General features: G+C 48.5%; 21 protein-coding genes and 1 other RNA gene. 8 read left to right on the top strand and 14 right to left on the bottom strand.

Going from position 1 to position 22,336, the window contains the following annotated elements; translation table 11 throughout:
- Positions 1-104 precede the first annotated feature (104 nt).
- The 3 genes from ACTHUR_RS05860 to ACTHUR_RS05850 all read right to left on the bottom strand — a co-directional run bounded on the left by ACTHUR_RS05860 (position 105) and on the right by ACTHUR_RS05850 (position 6,906).
- Positions 105-3,863 (bottom strand): hemagglutinin repeat-containing protein, encoded by a 3,759-nt coding sequence (locus tag ACTHUR_RS05860; RefSeq protein ID WP_070625422.1) that lies wholly within the window; start codon positions 3,861-3,863, stop codon positions 105-107.
- Positions 3,864-4,118: 255 nt separating this feature from the next.
- Positions 4,119-5,786: a ShlB/FhaC/HecB family hemolysin secretion/activation protein gene (locus ACTHUR_RS05855; RefSeq protein ID WP_049343965.1), complete on the bottom strand. Its 1,668-nt coding sequence runs from the start codon at positions 5,784-5,786 to the stop codon at positions 4,119-4,121.
- A gap of 211 nt (positions 5,787-5,997) precedes the next feature.
- On the bottom strand, positions 5,998-6,906 hold the full coding sequence (locus ACTHUR_RS05850; protein ID WP_049343964.1) for a Dyp-type peroxidase: 909 nt from the start codon (positions 6,904-6,906) through the stop codon (positions 5,998-6,000).
- Between the two features lie 105 nt (positions 6,907-7,011).
- On the opposite strand from ACTHUR_RS05850, the gene ACTHUR_RS05845 reads away from it, so the two are divergent.
- Positions 7,012-8,100, top strand: a complete 1,089-nt coding sequence (locus ACTHUR_RS05845; protein WP_070504789.1) for a metallophosphoesterase — start codon at positions 7,012-7,014, stop codon at positions 8,098-8,100.
- 142 nt (positions 8,101-8,242) lie between these two features.
- Positions 8,243-8,833: a LemA family protein gene (locus tag ACTHUR_RS05840; RefSeq protein ID WP_039862166.1), complete on the top strand. Its 591-nt coding sequence runs from the start codon at positions 8,243-8,245 to the stop codon at positions 8,831-8,833.
- A gap of 108 nt (positions 8,834-8,941) precedes the next feature.
- On the opposite strand, the gene ACTHUR_RS05835 is transcribed toward ACTHUR_RS05840, so the two are convergent.
- From ACTHUR_RS05835 to ACTHUR_RS05820, 4 genes are read right to left on the bottom strand one after another with little or no spacing between them, the layout of a single operon-like run.
- A complete protein-coding gene (locus ACTHUR_RS05835; protein WP_004519876.1) occupies positions 8,942-10,054 on the bottom strand; it encodes an SGNH/GDSL hydrolase family protein in 1,113 nt (370 codons plus the stop codon).
- Positions 10,051-11,079: a peptidoglycan O-acetyltransferase PatB gene (gene patB, locus ACTHUR_RS05830; RefSeq protein WP_004519875.1), complete on the bottom strand. Its 1,029-nt coding sequence runs from the start codon at positions 11,077-11,079 to the stop codon at positions 10,051-10,053. The genes ACTHUR_RS05835 and patB overlap by 4 nt, the downstream gene beginning before the upstream one ends.
- A 10-nt stretch (positions 11,080-11,089) precedes the next feature.
- Complete coding sequence (locus tag ACTHUR_RS05825; protein WP_049336334.1) at positions 11,090-12,526, bottom strand: MBOAT family O-acyltransferase; 1,437 nt, start codon at positions 12,524-12,526, stop codon at positions 11,090-11,092.
- Positions 12,527-12,572: 46 nt separating this feature from the next.
- Complete coding sequence (locus tag ACTHUR_RS05820) at positions 12,573-13,211, bottom strand: DedA family protein (RefSeq protein WP_004519872.1); 639 nt, start codon at positions 13,209-13,211, stop codon at positions 12,573-12,575.
- 230 nt (positions 13,212-13,441) lie between these two features.
- Here ACTHUR_RS05820 and hda point away from each other — a divergent pair, with 230 nt between their 5' ends.
- The 4 genes from hda (at position 13,442) to ACTHUR_RS05800 (ending at position 16,092) form a co-directional block, all read left to right on the top strand.
- Positions 13,442-14,110: a DnaA regulatory inactivator Hda gene (gene hda, locus ACTHUR_RS05815; protein WP_004519871.1), complete on the top strand. Its 669-nt coding sequence runs from the start codon at positions 13,442-13,444 to the stop codon at positions 14,108-14,110.
- Positions 14,107-14,775 carry an HAD family hydrolase gene (locus ACTHUR_RS05810; protein WP_004519869.1) on the top strand — a complete coding sequence of 223 codons (669 nt, stop codon included), beginning with the start codon at positions 14,107-14,109 and terminating at the stop codon, positions 14,773-14,775. The genes hda and ACTHUR_RS05810 overlap by 4 nt, the downstream gene beginning before the upstream one ends.
- A 59-nt stretch (positions 14,776-14,834) precedes the next feature.
- Entirely contained in the window at positions 14,835-15,149 is a 315-nt protein-coding gene (locus ACTHUR_RS05805; RefSeq protein ID WP_004519868.1) for a TonB family protein, read from the top strand.
- A gap of 157 nt (positions 15,150-15,306) precedes the next feature.
- The gene (locus tag ACTHUR_RS05800; protein ID WP_039862165.1) at positions 15,307-16,092 is read left to right on the top strand and encodes an endonuclease/exonuclease/phosphatase family protein; all 786 of its coding nucleotides are present in this window, start codon (positions 15,307-15,309) and stop codon (positions 16,090-16,092) included.
- Positions 16,093-16,259: 167 nt separating this feature from the next.
- Here the strand turns inward: ACTHUR_RS05800 and ssrA are convergent.
- The 3 genes from ssrA to ACTHUR_RS05785 form a co-directional block, all read right to left on the bottom strand.
- Positions 16,260-16,622, bottom strand: a transfer-messenger RNA (tmRNA) gene (ssrA, locus tag ACTHUR_RS05795).
- 112 nt (positions 16,623-16,734) lie between these two features.
- Positions 16,735-17,949 carry a pyridoxal phosphate-dependent aminotransferase gene (locus ACTHUR_RS05790; protein WP_004519866.1) on the bottom strand — a complete coding sequence of 405 codons (1,215 nt, stop codon included), beginning with the start codon at positions 17,947-17,949 and terminating at the stop codon, positions 16,735-16,737.
- Positions 17,950-18,033: 84 nt separating this feature from the next.
- Entirely contained in the window at positions 18,034-18,249 is a 216-nt protein-coding gene (locus tag ACTHUR_RS05785) for a tautomerase family protein (protein ID WP_004519865.1), read from the bottom strand.
- 165 nt (positions 18,250-18,414) lie between these two features.
- Between ACTHUR_RS05785 and ACTHUR_RS05780 the strand changes: the two genes are divergently transcribed.
- Positions 18,415-19,014: an MlaC/ttg2D family ABC transporter substrate-binding protein gene (locus ACTHUR_RS05780; protein WP_039862173.1), complete on the top strand. Its 600-nt coding sequence runs from the start codon at positions 18,415-18,417 to the stop codon at positions 19,012-19,014.
- Between the two features lie 59 nt (positions 19,015-19,073).
- On the opposite strand, the gene efp is transcribed toward ACTHUR_RS05780, so the two are convergent.
- From efp to ACTHUR_RS05765, 3 genes are read right to left on the bottom strand one after another with little or no spacing between them, the layout of a single operon-like run.
- Positions 19,074-19,634: an elongation factor P gene (efp, locus tag ACTHUR_RS05775; RefSeq protein ID WP_002213793.1), complete on the bottom strand. Its 561-nt coding sequence runs from the start codon at positions 19,632-19,634 to the stop codon at positions 19,074-19,076.
- 42 nt (positions 19,635-19,676) lie between these two features.
- Positions 19,677-20,834, bottom strand: a complete 1,158-nt coding sequence (gene earP, locus ACTHUR_RS05770) for an elongation factor P maturation arginine rhamnosyltransferase EarP (protein ID WP_049336336.1) — start codon at positions 20,832-20,834, stop codon at positions 19,677-19,679.
- Positions 20,835-20,865: 31 nt separating this feature from the next.
- Complete coding sequence (locus ACTHUR_RS05765) at positions 20,866-21,144, bottom strand: hypothetical protein (RefSeq protein WP_004519862.1); 279 nt, start codon at positions 21,142-21,144, stop codon at positions 20,866-20,868.
- A 102-nt stretch (positions 21,145-21,246) separates the two neighbouring features.
- On the opposite strand from ACTHUR_RS05765, the gene nadE reads away from it, so the two are divergent.
- Entirely contained in the window at positions 21,247-22,035 is a 789-nt protein-coding gene (gene nadE / locus ACTHUR_RS05760; protein ID WP_049336338.1) for an NAD(+) synthase, read from the top strand.
- 68 nt (positions 22,036-22,103) lie between these two features.
- Here nadE and ACTHUR_RS05755 read toward each other — a convergent pair whose 3' ends face one another.
- Positions 22,104-22,304, bottom strand: coding sequence for a protein MIGRI (locus ACTHUR_RS05755; protein WP_003682450.1), 201 nt, complete (start codon positions 22,302-22,304; stop codon positions 22,104-22,106).
- Between the last annotated feature and the right edge of the window lie 32 nt (positions 22,305-22,336).

Raw genomic sequence — 22,336 nt, 5'->3', positions numbered from 1 at the left:
GAGATAGTGTGTTGTTTTGCATTGATGATAAAAATGCCGTCTGAAAACTTTCTGTTTTCAGACGGCATGTCTTAATGGCTATTAAATGACTTCAATAGCGCATCTTAGTAGCGCAAACGGCGTTTGGCGTAGCTTGGTTGGCGAGGACGATAGGTATAACGGTTCGCCGCAGGAGCTTTACTGTCGTCATAGTAGTACGCAACATTATTACCGTTGATGGTCGTATTGTTGACGCTCAAACCGGTTGGAGAGCCGGTAGTAATAACAACATTGTCGCTTTGGATGGTGTTTGCCGTATTGGTTACGTTGGCTTCGTTTTTACCTTTGGCGTTGATGCCGCCGTTTGGTTTGCCTGAAGCGTAGCTGCCGTTGACATTGATGGTCAGATTTTTTTCGTTAACGCTGCTGATCGCGCCGGAAGTATTGACTTTGTTGCCTTCTACTTCAACGGAGTTGTTGGATACCAAGTTGGTACCGTGCAGGTTGACGTCGCCGTTGTTGGCATTGATTTTAATCTCATTGCCGGCCGCTACATTCGCGCCTGCGGCGGTAGAAGAAGCGTTATCGGTTTTGTTGACGCCGACAGAGCCGTTGACGTGAGGAACGGCAACACCGGTTTCAACATTGATTGTCGCGCCAGCGCCGATACCGACATTAACAGCTGTACCTTGGTTGGAGGCAGTATTGGCTGACTCGGTGAAGGTTACGCCGTTGCCTGCGGTAATGTTGACGTTGTTGTTGGCGGTAATGTTGGATGCGATTTCAGCAGAGTCTTTGGCGTTGATGACAACATTGGTCGCATTCATATCGCCTTTGACGGCGGTAGATTCTTTTTTGTTTTCATCAGCGTAGTTGACGTTCAGGTTGGCATTCACATCAACGTTTGAACCATCTTTGGTGTATGCGCCGACAGTCAAAGAAGCGCCGCCTTGTTTACTGCTGCTGTTGCTGGTGTTGTGGGCGGCAGTGTTGTGGTATGAACCTGCATCAATGTTAATCGCACCGGTCACATCGTATTTTGTACCTTCATCAGACACTTTGTCATTTGCCAAAACGATGGCATTGCCTGCGTTGATGGTGGTTACGGTTGCAGTGGATTCATTGTGGGTCGAGGAGTTGCCTTGACCTTGTGCAGTGATTTCACCGCCGATGCCTTTGTTGGTACTGATGCCGGCAGAAACGACCAAACCGCCGCCGTTTTGTTTCACATCGGATTTTGCACCGCTGTGTGCCGCTGCATGGGTAACGTTTTTGGCAGCTTCAACCACATTGCCGGTCGCATTAATCACTGTACCTTCTTGATTAATATTGCCGTTTGCAGTGATGGTGGCGTTGCCGCCGGTGTTGATGTTGGATACATGAGATGTATTCGTTACGGTAGTTGCATCTGTTTTGGTGCTGGTAATGCCGACAGATACGCCGACGCCTGCAACGTTATTTTTTTCGTATGCAGTAGCAGATACGCCCAAATCAGTTACGCGTCCGGATTCGGTCACAGTGTTGCTGCCTTTGGATGCAACAACATTGACGTCATTGGCTGCGGAAATGTTGACAGATTCTTCGCCGTTGACTTGGCTACCGCTGACGGTAACGTTTGAGTTGGAAGACAACTGGGTGTTTTTACCGGTCAAAATGCTGCCGTTCAGGCCGACAGAGTGGGTGTCGGTGTGGGTATCGGTGAATTTAATACCGGCTTTGGCAGTCACGCTGCCGTTTTCTTTATTGGTTTCGGTGCCAGAGTAGCCTTTGATGGAATACTCGTTGACCTGTTTGTTTTCTACCGCTTTGGCAGCATCAATGGTCAAATCGCCTGCGGAAGAAAGTTGCAGTTTTTGTGCCGCAAACAATGCAGAACCGATCACATTGATGTCTTTGTTGGAAACAACGGTCAGGTCGGCATTGGAAACCAAGGTAGAACCGGTTACTTTTTCAATGCTGCTGTTGCTGCTGGTTTTAGAGGTAGTGATATTGAAAATCGTACCTTTACGCGCGCTTTGTGCGGAAGTATCGGTGCTGGTGGCGTTTTTAATATCGACATTGCCTGCTTTGGAGCTGACGAATGTACCGGCTTGGCCTTCAACGGTACTGCCGTAAACGTTGACGCCGTTTTTTGCACCCAAAACTATGTTTGAGTTGGCAGTAATGCTGCTGCCGTGCAGGTTTTCGGTACGGTTGTTTTGAACTTGGCTTTCACCGCCGAACAGGCCGCCCCAGTATTTTTTCTGGTCGTCGAGGCTGTTGGTGTTGATGGTGGTTTGAGTACCCAAGTTGATGTTGTTGACATCGGTAACGACATTGCCGTTTGCCGCAATGCTTGCGCCGTAAGTGCTCAAATCGCCTTCGGAAATCAAACCGATATCACCGGCTGCGGAGATTTTGGTTTGATGGGCGGTAGAGTTTTTGGAAGATTTTGTAGCGATACCGGTTTTCAGGGCAGCAGTTTCATTTTTGAAGCTGACATAAGTCGAGCTGCTGTCGGTTTCGCTGTTGCTGCTTAATACGATTCCTTGTTGGGCGGCAATGCGTGCATCAGCAGCCGAGTTCAGTTCGGTCGCATCCAATTGAACTTTGCCGGTGGTGGCAATATTGACAGAACCGGCATTGATTTTGGTTTGATGCAGGCTTTCGTCAGCAGAGGAGCTCAGGTTGTTGTTGTACCAAAGGCCTTTGCTTTGAGTGTGGTCGGATTCTGTACGGTTGGTGGTTTTTACCGCGTTAGAATTGATATTGCCTGTGGCAGAAGCAGTCAGCGCGCCGGCATTGATGTTGGCTGCGCTCAGGTTGAGGCTGCCGCTATTGTTCAAAGTCAATGACTCGGATGCATTGATATTGCTGGCGGTAAAGGTTTCCGTTTTGTTGCGGTCCGAACGGAAGTGCTGAACATTTTGCGCCTCTTTGCCGCTGGAAGATTTGTTGGCAGAATGGCTGGTAACCGTGCCTTTGATGTCGGTATCGCGGGCAAACAATTCCATTTGTGCGCCGGTCAGATTGGCGGACTGGATGCTCAGGTTGCCTTTGCTGTCGATATTCAGGTAGCGGGTACCGGTAATGGCGGCATTTTGAATGTTTTGTTTGGCGCGTTTGTCGGTCGCGTGGATGCGGATGGTACCGGCGCGCATACTGCCGAAAATATGACCGTCAAGCACCGGCGCATTTGAAGCAGCGTCCAATGCTTCGATTTGTGCGGTTTTGTAGTCGAAGTTGCTTTTGCCTGAAGAAACATTGATGGCGTCGGCGGCATTAACGTTGGCTGATTTGCCGACAACCACTTGCGGCGCGAGCAGGTCAACCACGCGGTTGCCGCTCAAATTGCCGTTTACTTGCAGTTGTTTGCCATTGTCGCTGATATTGAAAGATTTCAACGCGCCGTCTGAAACGGTTGGCGTACCGACAACCAAGGATGCGCGGTTGGCATTCAGGATACTGCCGCCGTTGTGGGTAATGCCGTTAGGGTTTGCCAAAACATAGTCTGCGGCAATACCGAAGATCTCTTGCTGACCCAAGATCAGGGAAGGGTTTTTGCTGACCACTTCATTCAAGATCACAGATGCGGCCTGACCTTGGAAGTTTTTGTTGGCAGACAGGTTTCCGGCCAGTTGGGATTTACCGGCAGACAGGGCGTTATTCAAAACGGCACCGTGTTGGGAAACGTTGTACTTGTTATATTGGTTGTGAGAAAGACCTTGAGCCGTCGGTGCGGCAATGTTGACGATGTCAACATTGTGTTGCTGCTGTACCGAAGTTTGGCCGATGGCTTCGATATTGGCGGCTACCGCTGCATTTCCCAGGAATGCAAAGCACACGGCGACAGTTACTTTGCCGGAAGCTGAGAGCTTAGGCTGATATAAAGTGTCGATTTTCATGGATTTTAATCCTTATTTATCGTGATGGAGATTGAATCAGAAATCCCATATCGGGTATTGGATTTCTGTTGAGGAAATTTTTGAATGTATTAACATTGTTATGAATTTTTTTACAATCATACCACCAGTATGGCCTTGTGTGCACTATTTCAAATGCAAATAAAAACCGCCCATCTCATTGATATTAATGGAAAATTAATAACGGTAAGATAGGCGGTTTATATATTGGATAAAAGGATATATATTTACATAACTTTAAAATGGAATGCGTAAAGAAACAGTCACATGATCCTGTTTTTCGCTGTTTGATTGGTTGGGCATGCGCGCAAAACCTTTGCCGTAGTCGGCAGAAAGCTGCCATTTGTCCGCCTTGCCCAAATTCAAACCTGCCACTAAGCCCATGGCACGTTGCGAACCTTCGTTATTGTTTTTGGCAACGCCGATGTCTGCGCCCAGATAAGGCTCGATATAGATGCCGTGGGGCGTATTGCGGCGGAAATAAACGGTATTGCTCAACAAGACTGCGCTGTTTGCGCTCAAAGAAGTTGAACGGAAACCGCGTACATTTTGATAACCGACGATGTCCATTTCTTTGGCGGCAAACAAATCATGCGGGCTATATTGGGCGTCTATTTGGTGATGGTTGCGCACGATCCATTTACCCAATGGACGGTTTTGAATCAAATTGCTCTGCAAGGATACAGAGGTATAACGCTTGTCGAATGGCGTGTGTTCGGTATTTTTCGCAAATCCTTGTTCCACGCCGATATTGTTGAGCCAAATGCCGTTTGGCAGGATGGCTGTATGCGATAGGCCGACTTGTGTCGAATAGACTTCCGGGCTTTGCAATTCCAGTTTGCTGTCGGCAAATTTTGCAGTCTGTTTCACATAATCGATGCCGATATAGGCGGAGGTAATATGTTTTTGACTGCGTGAGAATACGCGGTCTGCTTTGATTCCTGCCGCTTTGGATTGGGAGCGGTAGGCATAACGTGTTACGCTGGGCGTTAAGATGCTTTGCGATTGCGACGCGGCGGCGTAAGTGCTGAATGTCCATGCACCATAAGGAACTTGATAGAACATACTGCCGCCGCGACTGTAATGGCTGTCGTGGTTGTTTAGATTGGTATAGCCGTTTAGATAAAGGGAGTCGCTCAATCCCAACGGGCTGCCGACATTCAGGCTGCCGCGCAGTGTCGTGGTATTGGGTTTGTTGCCTTTATTGTCAATGGTGACGCTGCCGCCCCAATGTTTTTCGGCATCGTTGTTGAGTTGGATTGAGGCGGTGCCGTCATCATGCGGATAAACATCGATGCTGACGTTGTTGCCAGCAACATGGTTTGCCTGTTCGATACCTTGGTCGAGGTATTGAATGTTCAGCGGTTTGCCTTGATGATTGGGGAAGAGGGTGTCGACGTTGACTGTACGGGAGCCGCCGGTAATCTCACGGATTTTGCCTTCGATGACTGCTAATTTCAAAACACGCTCAGGCGTGGTTTCAAATTTGATTTGCGTGTGCGGATAGCCTTGAGCGATATATTCGGCAACGATATCCCGGTTCAGTTGGTTGATGTTGTTTTGATTGATGCATTTGGGGAGCTTGGCTTCAATCTTTTTGGAATCGATGAGCGTAATGCCGGAAAGTTCGATACCGGTGTAATCCAAACATTCGGTATTGTTTTCAGACGGCACCTCTTGTGCAACCGTGTCGTTATCTTGTTTTTTCTGTAAATCCCATGCCGACTGCTCGCGTTTTTGGATTTCGACCGAATGAATCTGATCGAGATTGTCGCGGAAGTCTTTGTCGAATTGGTTGGGTACGTTTTTATCGATTTGATTAAGCGGATTCGGTGTATTGGCCGCATAGGCGTTTAGCGCGGAGAGAATCAATACGGGCAGGGGAAGAAGGCGGGATTTGTACATGGTGTCGTAATTTTATAGGGATAATAATTGGGTTTATTTTATCGAAAATAGCTGCTTGGGGCGTATCGGTTTTTATCCTTGTCTGCAATCAGGGTTTATTAAGCAACAATGGGATAAATTTTTATGATAATACCATAAAAATATTAAGGGAATTTAAATAACAAAAACCTGCCTTTGAAAAAGCAGGTTTTTTCAGACGGCCTGTGAGCCGTTAAAGATTTTGCAAACGCTCGACAGAAGGCGCGTAGTAGTAAGCACCTGATACGGCTTTAGACAAATATTTCAGCAGTAAGTCGGTTTTGCCGTCTGCATCGCCGAACATATTGAGCAGCTGAACTTCAATATTGTGCAGCGTGTTGCAATAGGAAGTGAACATCAAACCATGTTCGCCGCTGATTTTGCCGAAGGGCAGGCTGCGGCGGACAATTTTCAAGTCAACGCCGTTTTCTTTGACATTGACGCGGCCGAGATGGGAGTCGGGCAGGCGCACGTCTTCGTTGAATTCATCATTGGTTTCTTTGCTGCGGCCTACGCTGGCTTCTTGTTCGGCAGTAGGGACGGCATCCCATTTTTTTAAATCGTGCAGGTATTTTTGCAGCAAAACATAGCTGCCGCCGGTATCGGGCTTGCCTTCGGGAATAATGGCGACATTGCGCACATTGTCATCGCCCTGCGGATTTTCCGTACCATCGACAAAACCGTCCAAGCCGCGGTCTTCATACAGGCGCAGGCCGTGTTCTTCAGTGGATACGCGGATGCTGTCGCCGAATGCGCCTAAAACAGATTGAGCTAAGGCATAGGCGGCTTTTTGCTCGGTGGCTTGAATGTGGATATAGAGATCGTGTTGGGTGGAGGGGGCGAGGCCGTTGCCCAATTCAGGAAAAGGTTTGATTTCGCTGCCTTCGTCAGTATGGCCGAACGATTGCCATGCGCGGCTGCCAAAGGCAATGGTCAAACCCAAAATATCATTTGGAAAACGGGTTTTCAGTTTGGCCAAGGATTCCAAAGAAAGGCGGCAGGCAGATTTGATGTCTTCGTTGCGGCCGTCTGAAATGTCTGCTTCGATAAAAATACCGGCTTGTGCGTGATCAGGAATAATAGCTGATTGAGGGTGGCTCATGATGATTCCTTTCAAAATATTATGGGTTTTTACGCGGGAGATTATACACTGAAAGTTTCAGACGGCCTAAAATCTGCCTTTTGATTTTTTTAGGGTCGGAAAGTCATGTTTGGTAAGATGTTTTTTGTGAGCGTCATTCTGTTGCAAGTGTTTACATTCGGGCTTGGGCGTTCACTGCAATGGCTGTTTGCGCCTTGGATTGGCAAAGTTGGCAGACGTTGGCTAATGGGTATTTCCTATTTCATTACAAACGGCTTGTTGATCGGCTTGCTGCTGGAGTTGGGGCATATGATGTTCCGCGTGGTGGCGTTTTGGATGGTAATCTTGCTGTTTGTGATGTATGCCGCGTTGGTGACATTTATCCTGTATCTTTTGCTGCGCCGTTTTGTGGCACGCCAACCGCTTTCTCGAAGCCTGCGGCTGTTTGCGCCTTTGTTTGTGGCCGGTTTGCTCGGTTTGGGGATGTATAACGCCTATACGCCCGTGGTCCGCCATCAGACTGTATTCATCAATAAGAAAATGGATAAGCCGCTGCGTATCGGCGTGGCCAGCGATTTGCACTTGGGGATTTTGTTTGGCGCGCGTCAATTGGACAAGTTGACGGACATCATGAAGCGGGAAAAAGTCGACATAGTGTTGCTGCCGGGCGATTTGATGGACGATACCGTCGATGCCTACCTTAAAGAAAACATGAAACCACATTTGCAGAAGCTGACTGCGCCGATGGGCGTTTATGCCACTTTGGGCAATCATGACTGGTTCCGCGATCAGAAGCGTATCAAACATGAATTGGAAGCTGCAGGCTTGACGGTTTTGGCCAATCAGGTTTTGGAAGTGAATGGTGTGTTGCTGGTAGGGCGGAGCGATGATTTGGATCGCAAGCGTCCTAGTGCGGAGCAGCTTTTAGAAGGTCAAAATACCCGATTACCGGTTTTATTGATGGACCACCGTCCTACTTCAATCGAAACCCATGCCCGGCTGCCGATTGATGTGCAGGTCTCCGGCCATGTCCACAACGGCCAAGTTGCACCTGCCAACCTTATCGTCCGTACGCTTTATCGTCTTGCTTACGGTTATGAGGCGATCGGCAACGGCCATTTCTTCACCACTTCGGGCTACGGCTTCTGGGGCATTCCCTTGCGTTTGGGTTCGCAATCAGAAGTGTGGGTTATTGACATCAAGTCAAAGCATTGAAATAGAAATATAAACTTCAGGCCGTCTGAATTTCAGACGGCCTTTTTTATGAAAATTGGGAAAAAATATTGAAATTGGATTATAATCGATGTTAATAAAATCAGCCACCGATATGAGTGGCATCATAACTAGGGAACTCACTATGGGCATTATTAGTCTTGCACTTATCTTCGTATCAATCGCCGCCGTCTTATTGTATTTCAAACAACAGTTGAAAGACCGCAAAAAAGACTGTCGCGAATCCTTTGTCTCTTTGCGCATTGCGCTCGACTGCCGACATCAGGCCGTCCGTCATGTATTGGATGCATACAGCAAACATCTGCAAGAGCAGGGCATTGCATCGGATCGAAACGTTCAGCAGATGTGTGCCGAAGTCGAAACTGCATTGGCGCAAACTGCCAAAACATTTTCCGAGTCCAAAATCAAACATCTGTGTGAAGCCGAAACAGCATTGAATCATGCGTTGAAAAAATTGCAAACTGCCGTCAACGGTCTTTTGAAACAGTATCCTGATGAGCAATTGGCGGGTTTGATGGAAATGCTGGATGCAGCAGAAGCGGAAGTTGCATCAGCACGCCGTACTTACAACCGCAGAGCCGGAAGTTACAACCATCATTTAAACAAGCTGCCCAACCGCCTTGTCGCCAAGCCATTAGGCTTTGACAAGCAGGCAGGATTGGTTCGTTTCACGGAAAATCAAACGCAACGCATGAGCAGCAATATGTTAGCTTAAAAATTAAGCAGTTTGCTGAATAAGTGATACACAAAAGGCCGTCTGAAATATTAATTTCAGACGGCCTTTTGTTTACTGTTAATGAAAAATACTTAGGCTTTGGCCAATTTATTGGGCAAAGCGGATCAGGCTGTCGGCAAGCTTATCGGCTGCAGTTTCGTAACCTTGTGCAGAGAAGTGAACGCCGTCTTTGGCTGCCAAGCCTTGAGCCATCCAGCTTTTCATGCTGCATGCGCCCCCCATTGCATCTTGCCAAGACCAGAACATGATTTTTTCGTCACGGGCAACGCGTTGCTGCATTTGTTGTACTTCGCTGAGCAAGACCGGACGGTTGCCGCAGCTGCCGTAGGCGGTTTTCAAAGATTCCGGAGCGCCGAGGATCAGGATACCTGCGTTGGGCAGGGTGTTTTTGATTTGACGGATGTAATTGCGCCATGTCCGTTCGGTAGAGGAAATATCGAGATTGCCGGAAAAGGCTTCATTGGTACCGTAGGCAAGGATGATTAAATCGGCTTTGGTTTGTGCCAAATCTTCCCACATACCCGGCCGCCATTTTGACCATTGGGATAACTGCGCGCCGTTGATGCCCATGGCGGAAACGGTTACGCCGCGTCCGGGGCGTTCGATATTAATGAAACCGATTTGCCAAGGCATGCTGCTGCTGAGGGTCATCGGCAGGGAAGCGTTGGTATGCAACAGTTGCCAGCCGTTTTGTGTGGCAGGGATTTCGCGGCCGTTGACGGTCAGGGTTTGCTCTGACCAAACCGGTTTGCCGAAAATGGAGATTTGTTGCATATCCATGCTGCCGTCGGCTGCGCTTAAGGTAACGCTGCCGCCATCGGCGCGTGCTTCAATACCGCCGAAAGAAAAATCGCTGTATGATTTGCGGCTGCTGATGGTGTTCCAACCGCTGCCGTTGTAACGGACGGTTGCCATGCGCTGGCCTTTGACGGTGTTGGGATAAACCCAACCGATGCCGCCGTTGCCCCATTGTTGTTGTAAACGGCGGCGCAGGCGGTCGGTGAAATAGTCGCCGGCGGTGTGGGAGTCGCCGACTTGGATAATGCGGAATTTGCCGTCTGAAGTATGGTTGAGCTGTTGCAGTTTGTTCAGCCAGGCAGGGTGGTTGGAGCCGTAGTTGCTTAACAGGCCGTCATTGGTTGCGCAGGCGGTAATAGGGAGTGCGAGAAGCGTGAGGAGTAAGGTTTTATTAAATTTCATGGTTGTGTATCGTGTGTAAAATTAATTTTTTCCATAATTTTTCCGGCCAATAGTTTTTGGCCTTCTGCGGAAAAGTGAATGCCGTCCTTGCTGCGGTAACGGATGATTTTTCCATCTACTTTGACAGAGTCGGCATATTCTTCTGCGCCATTGCTCAACAGTTTGTCGGTAGGCAACCAAATGGCTTGAGGCGACACCGTACCCGACAGGATTTTGTCGAGGTAGCGCATCTGTTCATTGAGCTTGGCTTTTTTCATGTAAGGAATGCCCAGCCAAATGACTTGGACATCATGTGCGGAGGCTGCATCAAGAATACGGCGGACGCGGTTGAGGTATTCTGCCTCCCATTCGGGGGAGGCGAATTTCAGGTATTTTTTACCCATCGGGAAATCCCAAGGGTCGTTTGGGCCTAAGAATACAACCAAAACGCGGATATCGGGTTCTTTTTGCAAAGTTTGTTCGATGGTTTTCGGCCAGTCGAAGAAATTGGGGTAGGACAAACCGGTACTTTGTTTACTGAGGTTGACCGATTGTACGCCATATTCTTGCTTGAGGTGTTTTTGTACGAAAGGTGCAACGCCCTGCATCAGCGAGTCGCCGGCAAAGAAAACTTTGTTGCCTTTTTTCAATACAACCTGCGTTGCCGACTGATCAGCCTGATTGCTTGGCTCGCTGGCTGTGGTATCTGTATTGTTAGTCGCATCGGAAGCAGCAGAGTCTTTTTGATTGTCGGATACTTCAATGTTTTCCGTATTTTCAGACGGCCTTGTTGCTTCAATGCCAGAGTCTTCCGAAGCCAAAGCGTCTTCCGTTTCCAGTGAAGCTTTCAGGCCGTCTGAAAATTCGTAGGCTTTTTGTTGCCAATCCGCACCGATACGCCACCAAGCGTATTCGGATAAAGGCTCAAGCGGACTGTTCTCATGATAGGTCTGCTGCCAATAGGCATTGATGGAGTTTTGGGCAAACCACGTCAGCGCAACCGCACTGAGCAGAATAGAAACAAACAGGGAGATAAAGCGTTTCATGTTCTGCTCCTTAGAAGTTGGCGTAAATAAAGCCGGGAATGCCGGACGGGGCGAAGATGATAATTAGGGCGAGGATAAGCGTGATGGGAATAAACCACAGCCATGCAGGCAGTTTGTCCAAGCCTTTTACCGATGCTTCAAATAAGCGAAGCAAATACGGGTACAGCGAAAGCATCATCGCAAATGTACCCAGCAACATGAGGTCGGTCGGCAGAGGCGCGTTCCAACCTTTGTCATTGGCAAATAATGCGCTGAACAGCATTTCCGTATCGGCAAGCGTTGCGCTGTTGAACACGACAAAAGCGAAACAAACGAAATGGAAGGTAAACAGCCAGGCGAGCGGTTTGCCGATTTTCAGACGGCCTAAGGCATTGCGGCCGACGATTTTGTCGCCGCAGTTAAGGAATACCAAAGCCGCACCGTGCAGCGCGCCCCAAATCAAAAAGCTCCAGCCGTAGCCATGCCAAATGCCGGAAAGCAACATGGCAATCATCAGATTGAGTTGGGTACGTCCGAAGCCTTTTTTGCTGCCGCCCAAAGGAATATAGATATAGTCGCGAATCCAAGTGGACAGGCTGATGTGCCATCTGTCCCAGAAGTCGCGGATGTTGATGGCGCGAAGCGGCGCGGCAAAGTTTTTCGGCAGCTGGAAGCCGAGCAGCATGGCCAAGCCGATGACTAAATCCGAGTAGCCGGAAAAGTCGAAAAAGAGTTGGAAGGTGTAGCCATAAATCGCAGACAACACGCCCCAGCCGTCGAACTGGGCCGGATTTTCAAAAACAGGCGATACCCAGCCTTCTGCCAATACGCCGGCAAGCCACCACTTTTTGGCAATGCCCAATACAATCAGGCCGACCGCCAAAGCCGGATAAATCAGCTGGCGTGCTTGTTTGGTGCGGATTTGCGCCAATGCGCCCGCTTGTTCGCCGTCTATGCTTTTAAAAGCGGCCGCACGGATAATCGGGCCGGATGTGATGGTGGGGAAGAAGCTCAGATGCAGTAGGAGCTCGTGCCATTCAAAACGGTCTCCTTTAGGCTTGCGGTAGCAATACACTAAGTAAGCCAGCGATTGGAAAGTGTAATAAGACAAGCCCAAGGGCAAAAGGATATCGATGACGGCGCTTTGCCCCGTATATTGCTGAATAATCGGGCGGAAAAAGTCGAAATATTTGAAGAAACACAAAACAGTCAATGCCGCCGAAATACCGCAACCCAGCCAAAATTTGCGGATATTCTCGTTTTCAGAAAACATCAGTACGCTGACCAGGTAAACCACAGACGAGTAAACCAAAATCAGCGCGGCAAAAATAGGGTCGATACGGTAAAGCCAGCCTAGCCCGGCAACCAAAAGTAAAACGTTTTGAACTTGCGGCAAACGCGCAAATGCCCAGTACAAGGGCAAAAATACGATAAAGAATACCGCAAACTCAATAGACAGCAACGGCATGACAATTCCTTGATGTGTTTAAACTTTCAAACTTTTCGATTGATTGTTATTTTTTGGCGTTAAGTTTGGCACGGATGACTTCGACTACCGCAGGTAAAATCGAAATCACGATGATTGCCGCCATGACTAAGCCCAGATTGTTTTTGACGACGGGGATATTGGCGAAGAAGTAGCCTGCATAGGAAAACGACAATACCCACAACACCGCGCCGATAATGTTGTAACGGATAAACGTCGCGTAGTGCATATCGCCCATACCGGCGACAAATGGCGCAAACGTCCGCACAATTGGCACAAAGCGGGCAATGATGATGGTTTTGCCGCCGTGTTTTTCATAGAACGCATGGGTTTTTTCCAAATACGAACGGCGGAAAATTTTGGAATCAGGATTGGCAAACAGTTTTTGTCCAAAATATTTGCCAATCATAAAGTTGGCCGCATCGCCTAGAATGGCGGCCGCTAAGAGCAGCAATACCATGACGTGGATGTTCATGCCGCCGATGGCCGCAATACCGCCGGCAGCAAACAGCAGCGAGTCGCCGGGCAAAAATGGCGTTACGACCAAACCGGTTTCGCAGAAAATCACAACAAACAAAATCGCGTAAATCCACGGGCCGTATTGGGAGGAAAGGTGGACAAGGTGTTGGTCGATATGGAGGATGAAATCAATAAGGGTAGAAATCACTAGGGTTCCCCAAATAAAAAGGCCGTCTGAAAAAGAACAGACAAATGTTTCGGCGAGAAGTTCGACATTGTAAAACCAAAGCGGAATAAAACCAATGCCGTAAGCGCGTCAAGATATGTTTAGAAGTGCAGATATGTTGCAGGTATAGGCTTCAGACGGCCTTTATCCTTGATGGTGGACGGCAAAACAACGTAAAATAAAGCCGATTTCAACCTAACCGGTGCGCCTTTGTGAACCAGCTCATCTTCGATTTTGCCAGCCATGATTATCCCGGCTTCGACAAATTTTTGGGAACAGAAAATGCCGAGCTGGTGTATGTGTTGCAGCACAAACATGGGCAATGTATCTATGTTTGGGGCGAAGAGGGCGCAGGTAAAAGCCATCTCTTGCAGGCATGGGTCGCACAGGCGCTCGATGCCGGACGAAATGCCCTCTATATTGATGCCGCCGCCACGCCGCTGACAGAAGCCGCATTGGATGCGGAATATCTTGCCATTGACCAAATCGAAAAGCTTAATAATGAAGAACAGGCTTTACTGTTTGCCATATTCAACCGCTTCCGCAACAGCGGCAAAGGCTTTTTGCTTTTGAGTTCCGAATATACGCCGCAGCAACTCGTTATCCGCGAAGACCTGCGCACACGCATGGCGTATTGCTTGGTTTACGAAGTCAAACCGCTGACCGACCGGGAAAAAATCGATGCGCTCGTCAGCATGGCTGCCGCCCGTCAGGTAACCATCGATCCGGAAATCTTCGAATACCTGCTGAACCATTGGCGGCGCGATATGGACAGCCTGATGCAAATGCTCGATACCCTCGACAACTACGCCGTTATGATGGGCAAGCGCATTACTTTGCCGCTTTTGCGCCAGCTTTTAAAACAACAGGAAACCCAATGAAAAACCTTGCCATTTTCGACCTCGACAATACCTTGATCAATACCGATTCGGATCACTCCTGGCCGCAATACCTGATTAAAAAAGGTATAGTCGATGCGGCTGAAACCGAGGCGCAAAATGAAAAGTTTTACCAAGACTATCAAAACGGTTGTCTTGATATCGATGCCTTCCTCAAATTCCATCTCGCGCCTTTAGCCCGTTTCAGCAAGGAGGAATTGGCTGAGTTTCATCGCGAGTTTATGGCCGAATATATTGTCCCGTATATTTCTCCGATGCAGCGTATGTTGGTGCAAAGCCATCAAATGGCGGGTGACGAAATGTTGGTTATTTCTTCGACCAACGAATTTATCATTACTCCAATCTGTCATCTTTTCGGCATTCACAACATTATCGGTACACAGCTTGAAATCGGCGAAGACGGCCGATATACCGGCAACTATGTCGGTACGCCCAGCCTGAAAGAAGGCAAAATTACCCGATTGAACCAATGGCTTGCCGAGCGTGGCGAGACATTTGAAAGCTACGGTAAAGTTTATTTTTACAGCGACTCCAAAAACGACTTGCCTTTGTTGCGTATTGTGGACGAACCTGTCGCCGTCAATCCGGATGCCGAGCTGGAAAAAGAAGCCAAAGCAAAAGGTTGGCCGATTTTGAATTTCAAATAACGACGAATCAGGCCGTCTGAAATATTTAACCTAATCACAACCCTAATAAGGACTAAAACATGAAAACGACTAAACTCCTCGCCTCAGCCCTGTTGTTTGCCGCTGTATTCGGTACTGCTCAAGCAGCCGATACCGAAACTCTGGAAGCCATGAAAGCGCAAAACGGCAGCGTTAAAACCGTTTTGATGGATGTCTTCACAACACCTGCCGGCGATGTTGACCGCGTAAATATCATTCAATCCAGCGGCAATCCTGAAATGGACGAACGCGCAGTGAAAAGCGTTTCCAAATATCCTTATCCGAAACGCAAAACCGCATCTAAATACCAACACACTGTTACTTTTGAAACCAATGTTGAAGTAATCAACAACTGATTCGGACGCAAGGCCGTCTGAAAAACAGAAGGCGTTTTGATTGGGAAATTCTCTGTCAAAACGCCGTTTTATTTTTTAAACAAGTATAACCAAAATTGCCGTAAAACCACACGCTCCGGTGCTATACTAAAACAAATAAACCGCTTCATCACACATCATGTCTCCCCGTCCAGTTACCATTACTTCCTACAATATGCACAAAGGCATGTCTGCGCTCAACCGCAAAGTGCAAGTCAACCGCATGGCTGACGCGCTGGGTGCATTGGGTTCGGATGTTTTGTTTTTACAAGAAGTCCAAGGACAACATCTCAACAGAAGCCGCCGTACCGACTTTCCCGATGCACCGCATTACGACATCATCGGCGACAGCCTCGATTATCATCGCAGCTACGGCAAAAATGCCGTCTATCCCAAACGACACCACGGCAACGCCATTCTCAGCCGCCTGCCGCTGAAAACGGAAAACAACCTCAACATCAGCGTTAATAAACTCGAACAACGCGGCCTGTTGCATTGTGAGGTCGTACCCGAAGGTTGGGAAGATCCGCTGGTGTGTCTGTGCGTCCACCTCAATCTGCGCGAGCCAGACCGCCTCAAACAATACCGAGCCATCAGCGACTACGTTGGCCGGTACATTCGTCCGGAAAGCCCTTTGATTATTGCCGGCGATTTTAATGACTGGCGGCAGAAATCAGCGCGTGAGCTGGGCAGTGCATTAGATTTGAACGAAGTATTTGTCGATAATACAGGCAAACGCCCCAAAACCTTCCCTTCGCGCCTGCCCATCCTCAGCCTCGACCGCATTTATACGCGCAATCTTGATGTCATCGATTCTGAAATTCACAACAGTAAAGACTGGCAACATTTGTCAGATCATCTGCCATTGAGTGTAACGGTTAGGCCGCATCGTAAAATGAATATGAAATCAGATAGAAAAATGTAAGGCTGAAATTTTTTAAAGCAAAGTACTATTGGCAATGTATCGAAAGAAAAAGTTTTTTCACTCAGATATTTGAGACAAAAACAGGCCGTCTTAAAAGTTTCAGACGGCCTGTTTAAGTTTATAAAAAAGCGCAAACCTTTTTAAATCAAAAATTTGCGCTTCAAATCTGGTGGAGGCGGGGGGAATCGAACCCCCGTCCGAAAGTCCTCTACAGAGCGTTCTACATACTTAGTTGTGTCTATTTAGAATCTCGTCCTCATCATGCCGACCAACAGGCCTTCAGAGAACCAGTTACCTTAAATCTCGTTTCCTGCCAAGTAACCCGACAGAAAACCAGTCAATGTAGAATGACGTTGCGGTAGCTTGCGCTACACAGCCCATTGACCAACTGCTGCAACGGCAGGCCTTAAGCGGCCAGTGCGTAAGTTTCGTCGTTTGCGACTATTTAAATTCAGTGTTTAACGGGAAATCTGAGACCCCGGTATGCCCGCATCTGCTTTGCAACCCCCGTCGAAACCAAGATCGCCCCCAGATAGGTAAGGTCGATTATACGCATGTCAGCAGGCTTTGCCAAGTTGCTGTTTGATTAAAAAGGCCGTTTGAACAGCGGTTTGCTTTTTCAGACGGCCTCTTTGTTTAGGTTTATTGATGGTAGTTTTGCAAGAAGCGTTTGAGTTTGTCCATGGCTTCTTCGATTTGATGAACGGGCGGCAGGGTAACGATACGGAAGTGGTCGGGGCGTATCCAGTTGAAGCCTGTGCCTTGGACGAACAAGACTTTTTCACGTACGAGTAAGTCGTAGATGAATTTCATGTCGTCATGGATGCTGTACATTTCGGTATCGATTTTGGGGAACATATACAATGCGCCCATGGGTTTGACGCAGGATATGCCCGGAATCTGGTTGACCAGTTCCCATGCTTTGTTGCGTTGCTCGAGCAGGCGGCCGCCGGGGAGGAGGAATTCGTTGATGCTTTGGTATCCGCCCAAGGCCGTCTGAATGGCGTGCTGCATGGGTGTGGTGGCACAAAGGCGCATAGACGAGAGCATGTCCAAGCCTTCGATATAGCCTTTTGCATGATGTTTCGGGCCGTTGAGTATCATCCAGCCTTGACGGAATCCGGCAACGCGGTAGGCTTTCGAGAGACCGTTGAATGTAACGGTCAGGAGGTCGGGGGCAAGTGCGGCGATATGGTGGTGTACGGCGTCGTCGTAGAGGATTTTGTCGTAAATTTCGTCGGCAAAAATAATCAGGCCGTGTTTACGCGCCAGTTCGGCGATTTCCAGCAGGATTTCTTTGCTGTACACCGCGCCGGTAGGGTTGTTGGGGTTGATGATGACTATGGCTTTGGTTTTCGGTGTAATTTTGGCTTCCATATCGGCCAGGTTGGGGAACCAGTTGTTTTCTTCGTCGCATAGATAATGGCGGACGGTACCGCCTGCCAGTGTTGCGGCGGCGGTCCACAAAGGATAGTCCGGTGCGGGAATCAGGATTTCATCGCCGTCGTTGAGCAATGCCTGCATGGACATGGTGATCAGCTCGGACACGCCGTTGCCGATGTAAACATCGTTGACGGTAACGTCGAGCAGTCCTTTGGTTTGGTAGTAGTGGACGATGGCTTTGCGTGCGGAGTAAAGGCCTTTGGAGTCGCAATAGCCTTGCGAAGTCGGCAGGTTGCGGATGACGTCAACCAAAATTTCGTCAGGCGCTTCAAAGCCAAACGGAGCCGGATTGCCGATATTGAGCTTGAGGATTTTGTTGCCTTCTTCTTCCAGTTGCAGGGCTTTTTTGTGAACTGGGCCGCGAATATCGTAGCAAACGTGATCCAGTTTGGATGATTTAGGGAATTTCTCCATGATGTGTGTTCCGTAAAATTGTTAACAATGGGATAAATGTACTCTTTTTGTGGGTAAATTAAAAGAGCTTCAGACGTCCAAAGCTTACTTATTGCGCGCTTCAGCACGGCGAACCGTCACGCTTTTACCGCCTATGCCCCAGTTGTCCATATTGATTTCGTCGATGACGACGACGGTCGTCTCGGGATTTTTGTTGAGAACGCGTGAGAGTAATTCGGTGACGCCGCGAATTAATTCGGCTTTTTGTTCCGCACTCGGGGCTTCGTTGCCGCCGGTTACTTTGATGTTGACGTAGGGCATGGCTTTTTCCTTTTAAAATAGTGTTCACATGTTATCTTATTTTTATCAGGCCGTCTGAAATTTGATTGCAGGATTTTTCATTGCTCATGACTGCTTTTACAAAGAATTAAGTTTTTTGGAATAGATTGTTTTTAAAATGCGGTTTTATTTTGGATGGATATCGTCATGAACCGTTTTCTTCAGACTTTGATTGTGGCCGCGCCGATGGTGATTGCCGCGCCCTATGTGGCGGCGGAAACGCATCCTGCGCAAAAGCAGATGCAGCAGAATATTGATGCTGTGCTGAAAATTGCACGCAATACTTCTTTGACAGAAGCGCAACGTGTGAAACAGGTTGAGCAGTATGCCAACCGTTATTTGGATTATGAACGTATTTCGGCTTTGGCTGTCGGCGCGCCATGGCGTGAATTTTCTGCCAAACAGAAAACTGATTTTATCCGTGCATTCAAAGACATGGTGATTGCGATGTACTCGCATTCTGCACTGATTGGTGCGGCGGATGCGAATGTACGCCTGTTGCCGAAGATGACGGCAAACGGCAATAAGTTTGACGTTTTCTCGGAAATTCAGACCAAAAAAGGCACCAAGTATGAAGTGGCCTACCAGCTTTACCAAAGTGGCGGTGCGTATAAGATTTACAATATCCGCGTGGACGGTACCAGCTTGGTAACGGTATACCGCAACCAATTTGGCGAGCTGATTAAGAGCAAAGGCATTGACGGTACGATTGCGACTGTTGCAGCCAAGGGCTTGAAGAAACAATAAGGTAGATTGATAAAAAGGCCGTCTGAATATTCAGACGGCCTTTTTGTGTTACGGGCTGATTAAGCACGTTTGCGGAATTCGCCGGTACGGGTATCGATTTCGATTTTGTCACCGTTTTCGATATAAGACATCACTTGGATTTCAGTGCCGCCGACCAGACGCGCGGTTTTCATCACTTTACCGGAGGTATCGCCTTTAACGGCAGGCTCGGTGTATTCAACTTCGCGAACGATGATGGTAGGCAATTCTACGGAGATTGGGTTGCCTTCGTAGAAAGTAACTTCGCATTGGTCTTCCATACCGTCAACGATGAATTTCAACGCGTCGCCGATGTTGTCGGCTTCGATTTCGTATTGGTTGAATTCTTCGTCCATGAAGACGTACATAGGATCGGCAAAGTAGCTGTAAGTACAGTTTTTGCGGGACAGGATAACGACGTCGAATTTGTCGTCGGCTTTGTAAATGGTTTCAGAAGCGGCACCGGTCAGCAGGTTTTTCAGTTTCATGCTGACTTTGGCGGAAGAGCGGCCGCCTTTGATGTATTCGGTTTTTTGAACGACCATAGGATCGTTGCCGACCATGAATACGTTGCCGGCGCGCAGTTCTTGTGCTGTTTTCATTGTAGTTTTCCAATCAAATCGGTTGTAATAAAACGCGCTATTTTAGCGTATTTTTTTGTGCTTTGAAATAAAGGCGGCAAGTTTTTCAACGGCACTTTTTTGAGCAAAAAGTCCATCCCGCCATTTTGCCGCGCTTTGCCGCCATTCATTTTGGTGTGCAGTCAGGGTTTGCCATGCCTGCAGGCGCTGGCTGTCGCTGAGTGCATCACCGTTGTTGAGTTCGTCGGAAAGGCGGTGGTGTGCCGTGGCGACAACATCCGGATAAACCTGATGCGCTTTGTCCCAAAAAGCGTGCAGTTTGTCGAGATGGATATTTTCTTCTTGCGGATAGATGTGCCAAAAGAAAGGCTTTCCGGCAAGCTGGGCGCGAACAAAGCTGTCTTCGCCGCGTATGATAGCGCCGTCGGCAAGGTTGAGCAGTTTGTCGAAATCCTGTTGGGGGACAAAAGGGATTTTGATCAGGGTAATGTGTTCGCTCTGATACACATCGCCGTCTTCAAGCAGGGCATTTTGCGGTACTAGGTCGCTGTTTTTCAGACTGGCGATGATTTGTGTACCTGCAAGCAGCAGGGTAATGGGTTGGCCGGCCTGTTGCCACATAGTCAGCCATTTTGCCCAAATATCGCTTTGATAGCCGAAAAGCAGCCACTCGGACGCGTTTTTTGCGGGAAGTTTGAGTTGTCGGCGTAAGGCTTCCGTATCAAATCCGGCCGATTCGGCGTAATCGCGTTCGCGCAGCAGGCCGCCGCTTTTTTCGCTGAAACCCATAAACCAAAAGTATTTCTGTATGCCGCCGGCCTGGGGCGAGGGCATTAAGTGCAGCCTCTCGTTGCTGTCTTCCGCGCTGAGGTATTCCCAGTTGAGCCAAAGCGGTTGGTGTTGGCGGATGATGGTTTGAACGTTGTCGGGCAGTTCGCAGGCGAAGGTTTCGATGACAATGTCGGGGGTAGGGGCTGTATCGGTATCTTCGGCGTAGTCGGCTTGCCAAGCGTGAATGCCGATGCCTTGATGGATATTGGGAATCGAGGCCAAGTCAGGGCAGAGTGCCTGAAGGGACGGAAAGTCGTCTGTCCACAAATGCACTTGCCAGCCGAGTTCGCGTTGCAAAACACGCGCCAGCCGCCATGAAACGCCGATGTCGCCGAAGTTGTCGATGACGTTGCAGAAAATCCAGCAGGTATAAGGTGGGGTGGTGTTCATGGAAAAATATGCCCAAGGCCGTCTGAAAACATCAGAATGCGCCGAAATAGTGGAATAAATAAACAATCAGCAAAATAATCGGGATAAACATCCAAATGCTTTGCCGTTTCAATTCGGGCTCTTGTTTGAGGTGGTGTTTGATGACGTCAAAAAGGACGAACTTGAATAGGAACGTGGCTTCGCAGGCAAGGATGATGCCGTTGATGAGGTGTTGCGTTTTGTCTTCGGGCGGGTTGAGGGCAAACCACAAAAGGGTGGCGAGCGGAATCAGGCAGACGACGAGCCAGCGCAGAAGGATGGGTTTGGACATGGTGTGTGTGCAAGAAATAAAAAGGGTATTATACCCTGTCGTCTTTCAGACAAGTGCAAATCAGGCTATCATTCGTTTTATTTGAAGCGAACATTTATCCCTATGCAAACCCAAGCCATCATCCGCCATATTGTTCAATGGCTCAAAGATTACGCCGAGCAGGCGCTTGCCAAAGGTTTTGTCGTCGGCATATCCGGCGGCATCGATTCTGCCGTGGTTTCCACCCTTGCCGCGCAAACCGGTTTGTCGGTTTTGTTGTTGGAAATGCCGATTCGTCAGAAATCTGACCAAGTCAACCGCGCTCAAGAACACATGGGCCGTCTGAAAAAGCGTTATCCTAACGTAAAAGCGCAAAGTGTTGATTTGACTCCGGCGTTCGATACGTTTGCCGATACCGTTGATGTCAGCGAAACCGAATTTCCCAACAAACAGCTGGCACTTGCCAATGCACGCAGCCGCCTTCGCATGACGACGCTTTATTATTACGGCCAGCTGCATGGTTTGCTGGTGGCGGGAACGGGCAACAAAATTGAAGATTTCGGCGTCGGTTTCTTCACCAAATACGGCGACGGCGGCGTGGACATCAGCCCGATTGCCGATTTAACCAAAACTCAGGTGTACGCTTTGGCAGCCGAGCTAGACGTATCGGAAGACATTCAAAAAGCCGTGCCGACAGACGGCCTTTGGGATATCGAGCGTACCGATGAAGAGCAAATGGGCGCATCTTATCCCGAACTCGAATGGGCGATGAGCGTGTACAACAGCCACAAGCCTGAAGATTTTGAAGGCAGACAGCGCGAAGTTTTGACAATCTATACCCGATTGCACAAAGCCATGCAGCACAAAGTCAACCCGATTCCGGTTTGCAAGATTCCGGAAGAGCTGTTTTAAATTTGGACATCAAAAGGCCGTCTGAAAACGTTGGATTAAGGTTTTCAGACGGCCTTTTATATTTTATTTCAATAAGAATTAGGAATATGCTTGAAAAACAGCATCATCAGATACCAAAACAGCGTAGCGGCCGCCGCGCCCAGCAATACCCATGCGCTGATTTTGGCGATTTCACGAATGGTGCGCTTTTGTTTACGGCTGAACAAACGGTTCACAATCAATGCCGCTATGGCGCAAAAGAAAAAAAATCGCAAAAGCCTGCCTATCATTCCACATTCTCCCAAAAATATTGCCTTTAATC

The organism is Neisseria sp. P0021.S007 (assembly GCF_051956855.1).
This window is presented reverse-complemented; position numbering and strand designations above follow the sequence as displayed.

Bases quoted from the DNA above. Each gene is read 5' to 3' on its own strand.
- ACTHUR_RS05860 (WP_070625422.1), bottom strand. From the start codon at position 3,863: ATGAAAATCGACACTTTATATCAGCCTAAGCTCTCAGCTTCCGGCAAA.
- ACTHUR_RS05855 (WP_049343965.1), bottom strand. From the start codon at position 5,786: ATGTACAAATCCCGCCTTCTTCCCCTGCCCGTATTGATTCTCTCCGCG.
- ACTHUR_RS05850 (WP_049343964.1), bottom strand. From the start codon at position 6,906: ATGAGCCACCCTCAATCAGCTATTATTCCTGATCACGCACAAGCCGGT.
- ACTHUR_RS05845 (WP_070504789.1), top strand. From the start codon at position 7,012: ATGTTTGGTAAGATGTTTTTTGTGAGCGTCATTCTGTTGCAAGTGTTT.
- ACTHUR_RS05840 (WP_039862166.1), top strand. From the start codon at position 8,243: ATGGGCATTATTAGTCTTGCACTTATCTTCGTATCAATCGCCGCCGTC.
- ACTHUR_RS05835 (WP_004519876.1), bottom strand. From the start codon at position 10,054: ATGAAATTTAATAAAACCTTACTCCTCACGCTTCTCGCACTCCCTATT.
- patB (WP_004519875.1), bottom strand. From the start codon at position 11,079: ATGAAACGCTTTATCTCCCTGTTTGTTTCTATTCTGCTCAGTGCGGTT.
- ACTHUR_RS05825 (WP_049336334.1), bottom strand. From the start codon at position 12,526: ATGCCGTTGCTGTCTATTGAGTTTGCGGTATTCTTTATCGTATTTTTG.
- ACTHUR_RS05810 (WP_004519869.1), top strand. From the start codon at position 14,107: ATGAAAAACCTTGCCATTTTCGACCTCGACAATACCTTGATCAATACC.
- ACTHUR_RS05805 (WP_004519868.1), top strand. From the start codon at position 14,835: ATGAAAACGACTAAACTCCTCGCCTCAGCCCTGTTGTTTGCCGCTGTA.
- ACTHUR_RS05800 (WP_039862165.1), top strand. From the start codon at position 15,307: ATGTCTCCCCGTCCAGTTACCATTACTTCCTACAATATGCACAAAGGC.
- ACTHUR_RS05790 (WP_004519866.1), bottom strand. From the start codon at position 17,949: ATGGAGAAATTCCCTAAATCATCCAAACTGGATCACGTTTGCTACGAT.
- ACTHUR_RS05785 (WP_004519865.1), bottom strand. From the start codon at position 18,249: ATGCCCTACGTCAACATCAAAGTAACCGGCGGCAACGAAGCCCCGAGT.
- ACTHUR_RS05780 (WP_039862173.1), top strand. From the start codon at position 18,415: ATGAACCGTTTTCTTCAGACTTTGATTGTGGCCGCGCCGATGGTGATT.
- efp (WP_002213793.1), bottom strand. From the start codon at position 19,634: ATGAAAACAGCACAAGAACTGCGCGCCGGCAACGTATTCATGGTCGGC.
- earP (WP_049336336.1), bottom strand. From the start codon at position 20,834: ATGAACACCACCCCACCTTATACCTGCTGGATTTTCTGCAACGTCATC.
- ACTHUR_RS05765 (WP_004519862.1), bottom strand. From the start codon at position 21,144: ATGTCCAAACCCATCCTTCTGCGCTGGCTCGTCGTCTGCCTGATTCCG.
- nadE (WP_049336338.1), top strand. From the start codon at position 21,247: ATGCAAACCCAAGCCATCATCCGCCATATTGTTCAATGGCTCAAAGAT.
- ACTHUR_RS05755 (WP_003682450.1), bottom strand. From the start codon at position 22,304: ATGATAGGCAGGCTTTTGCGATTTTTTTTCTTTTGCGCCATAGCGGCA.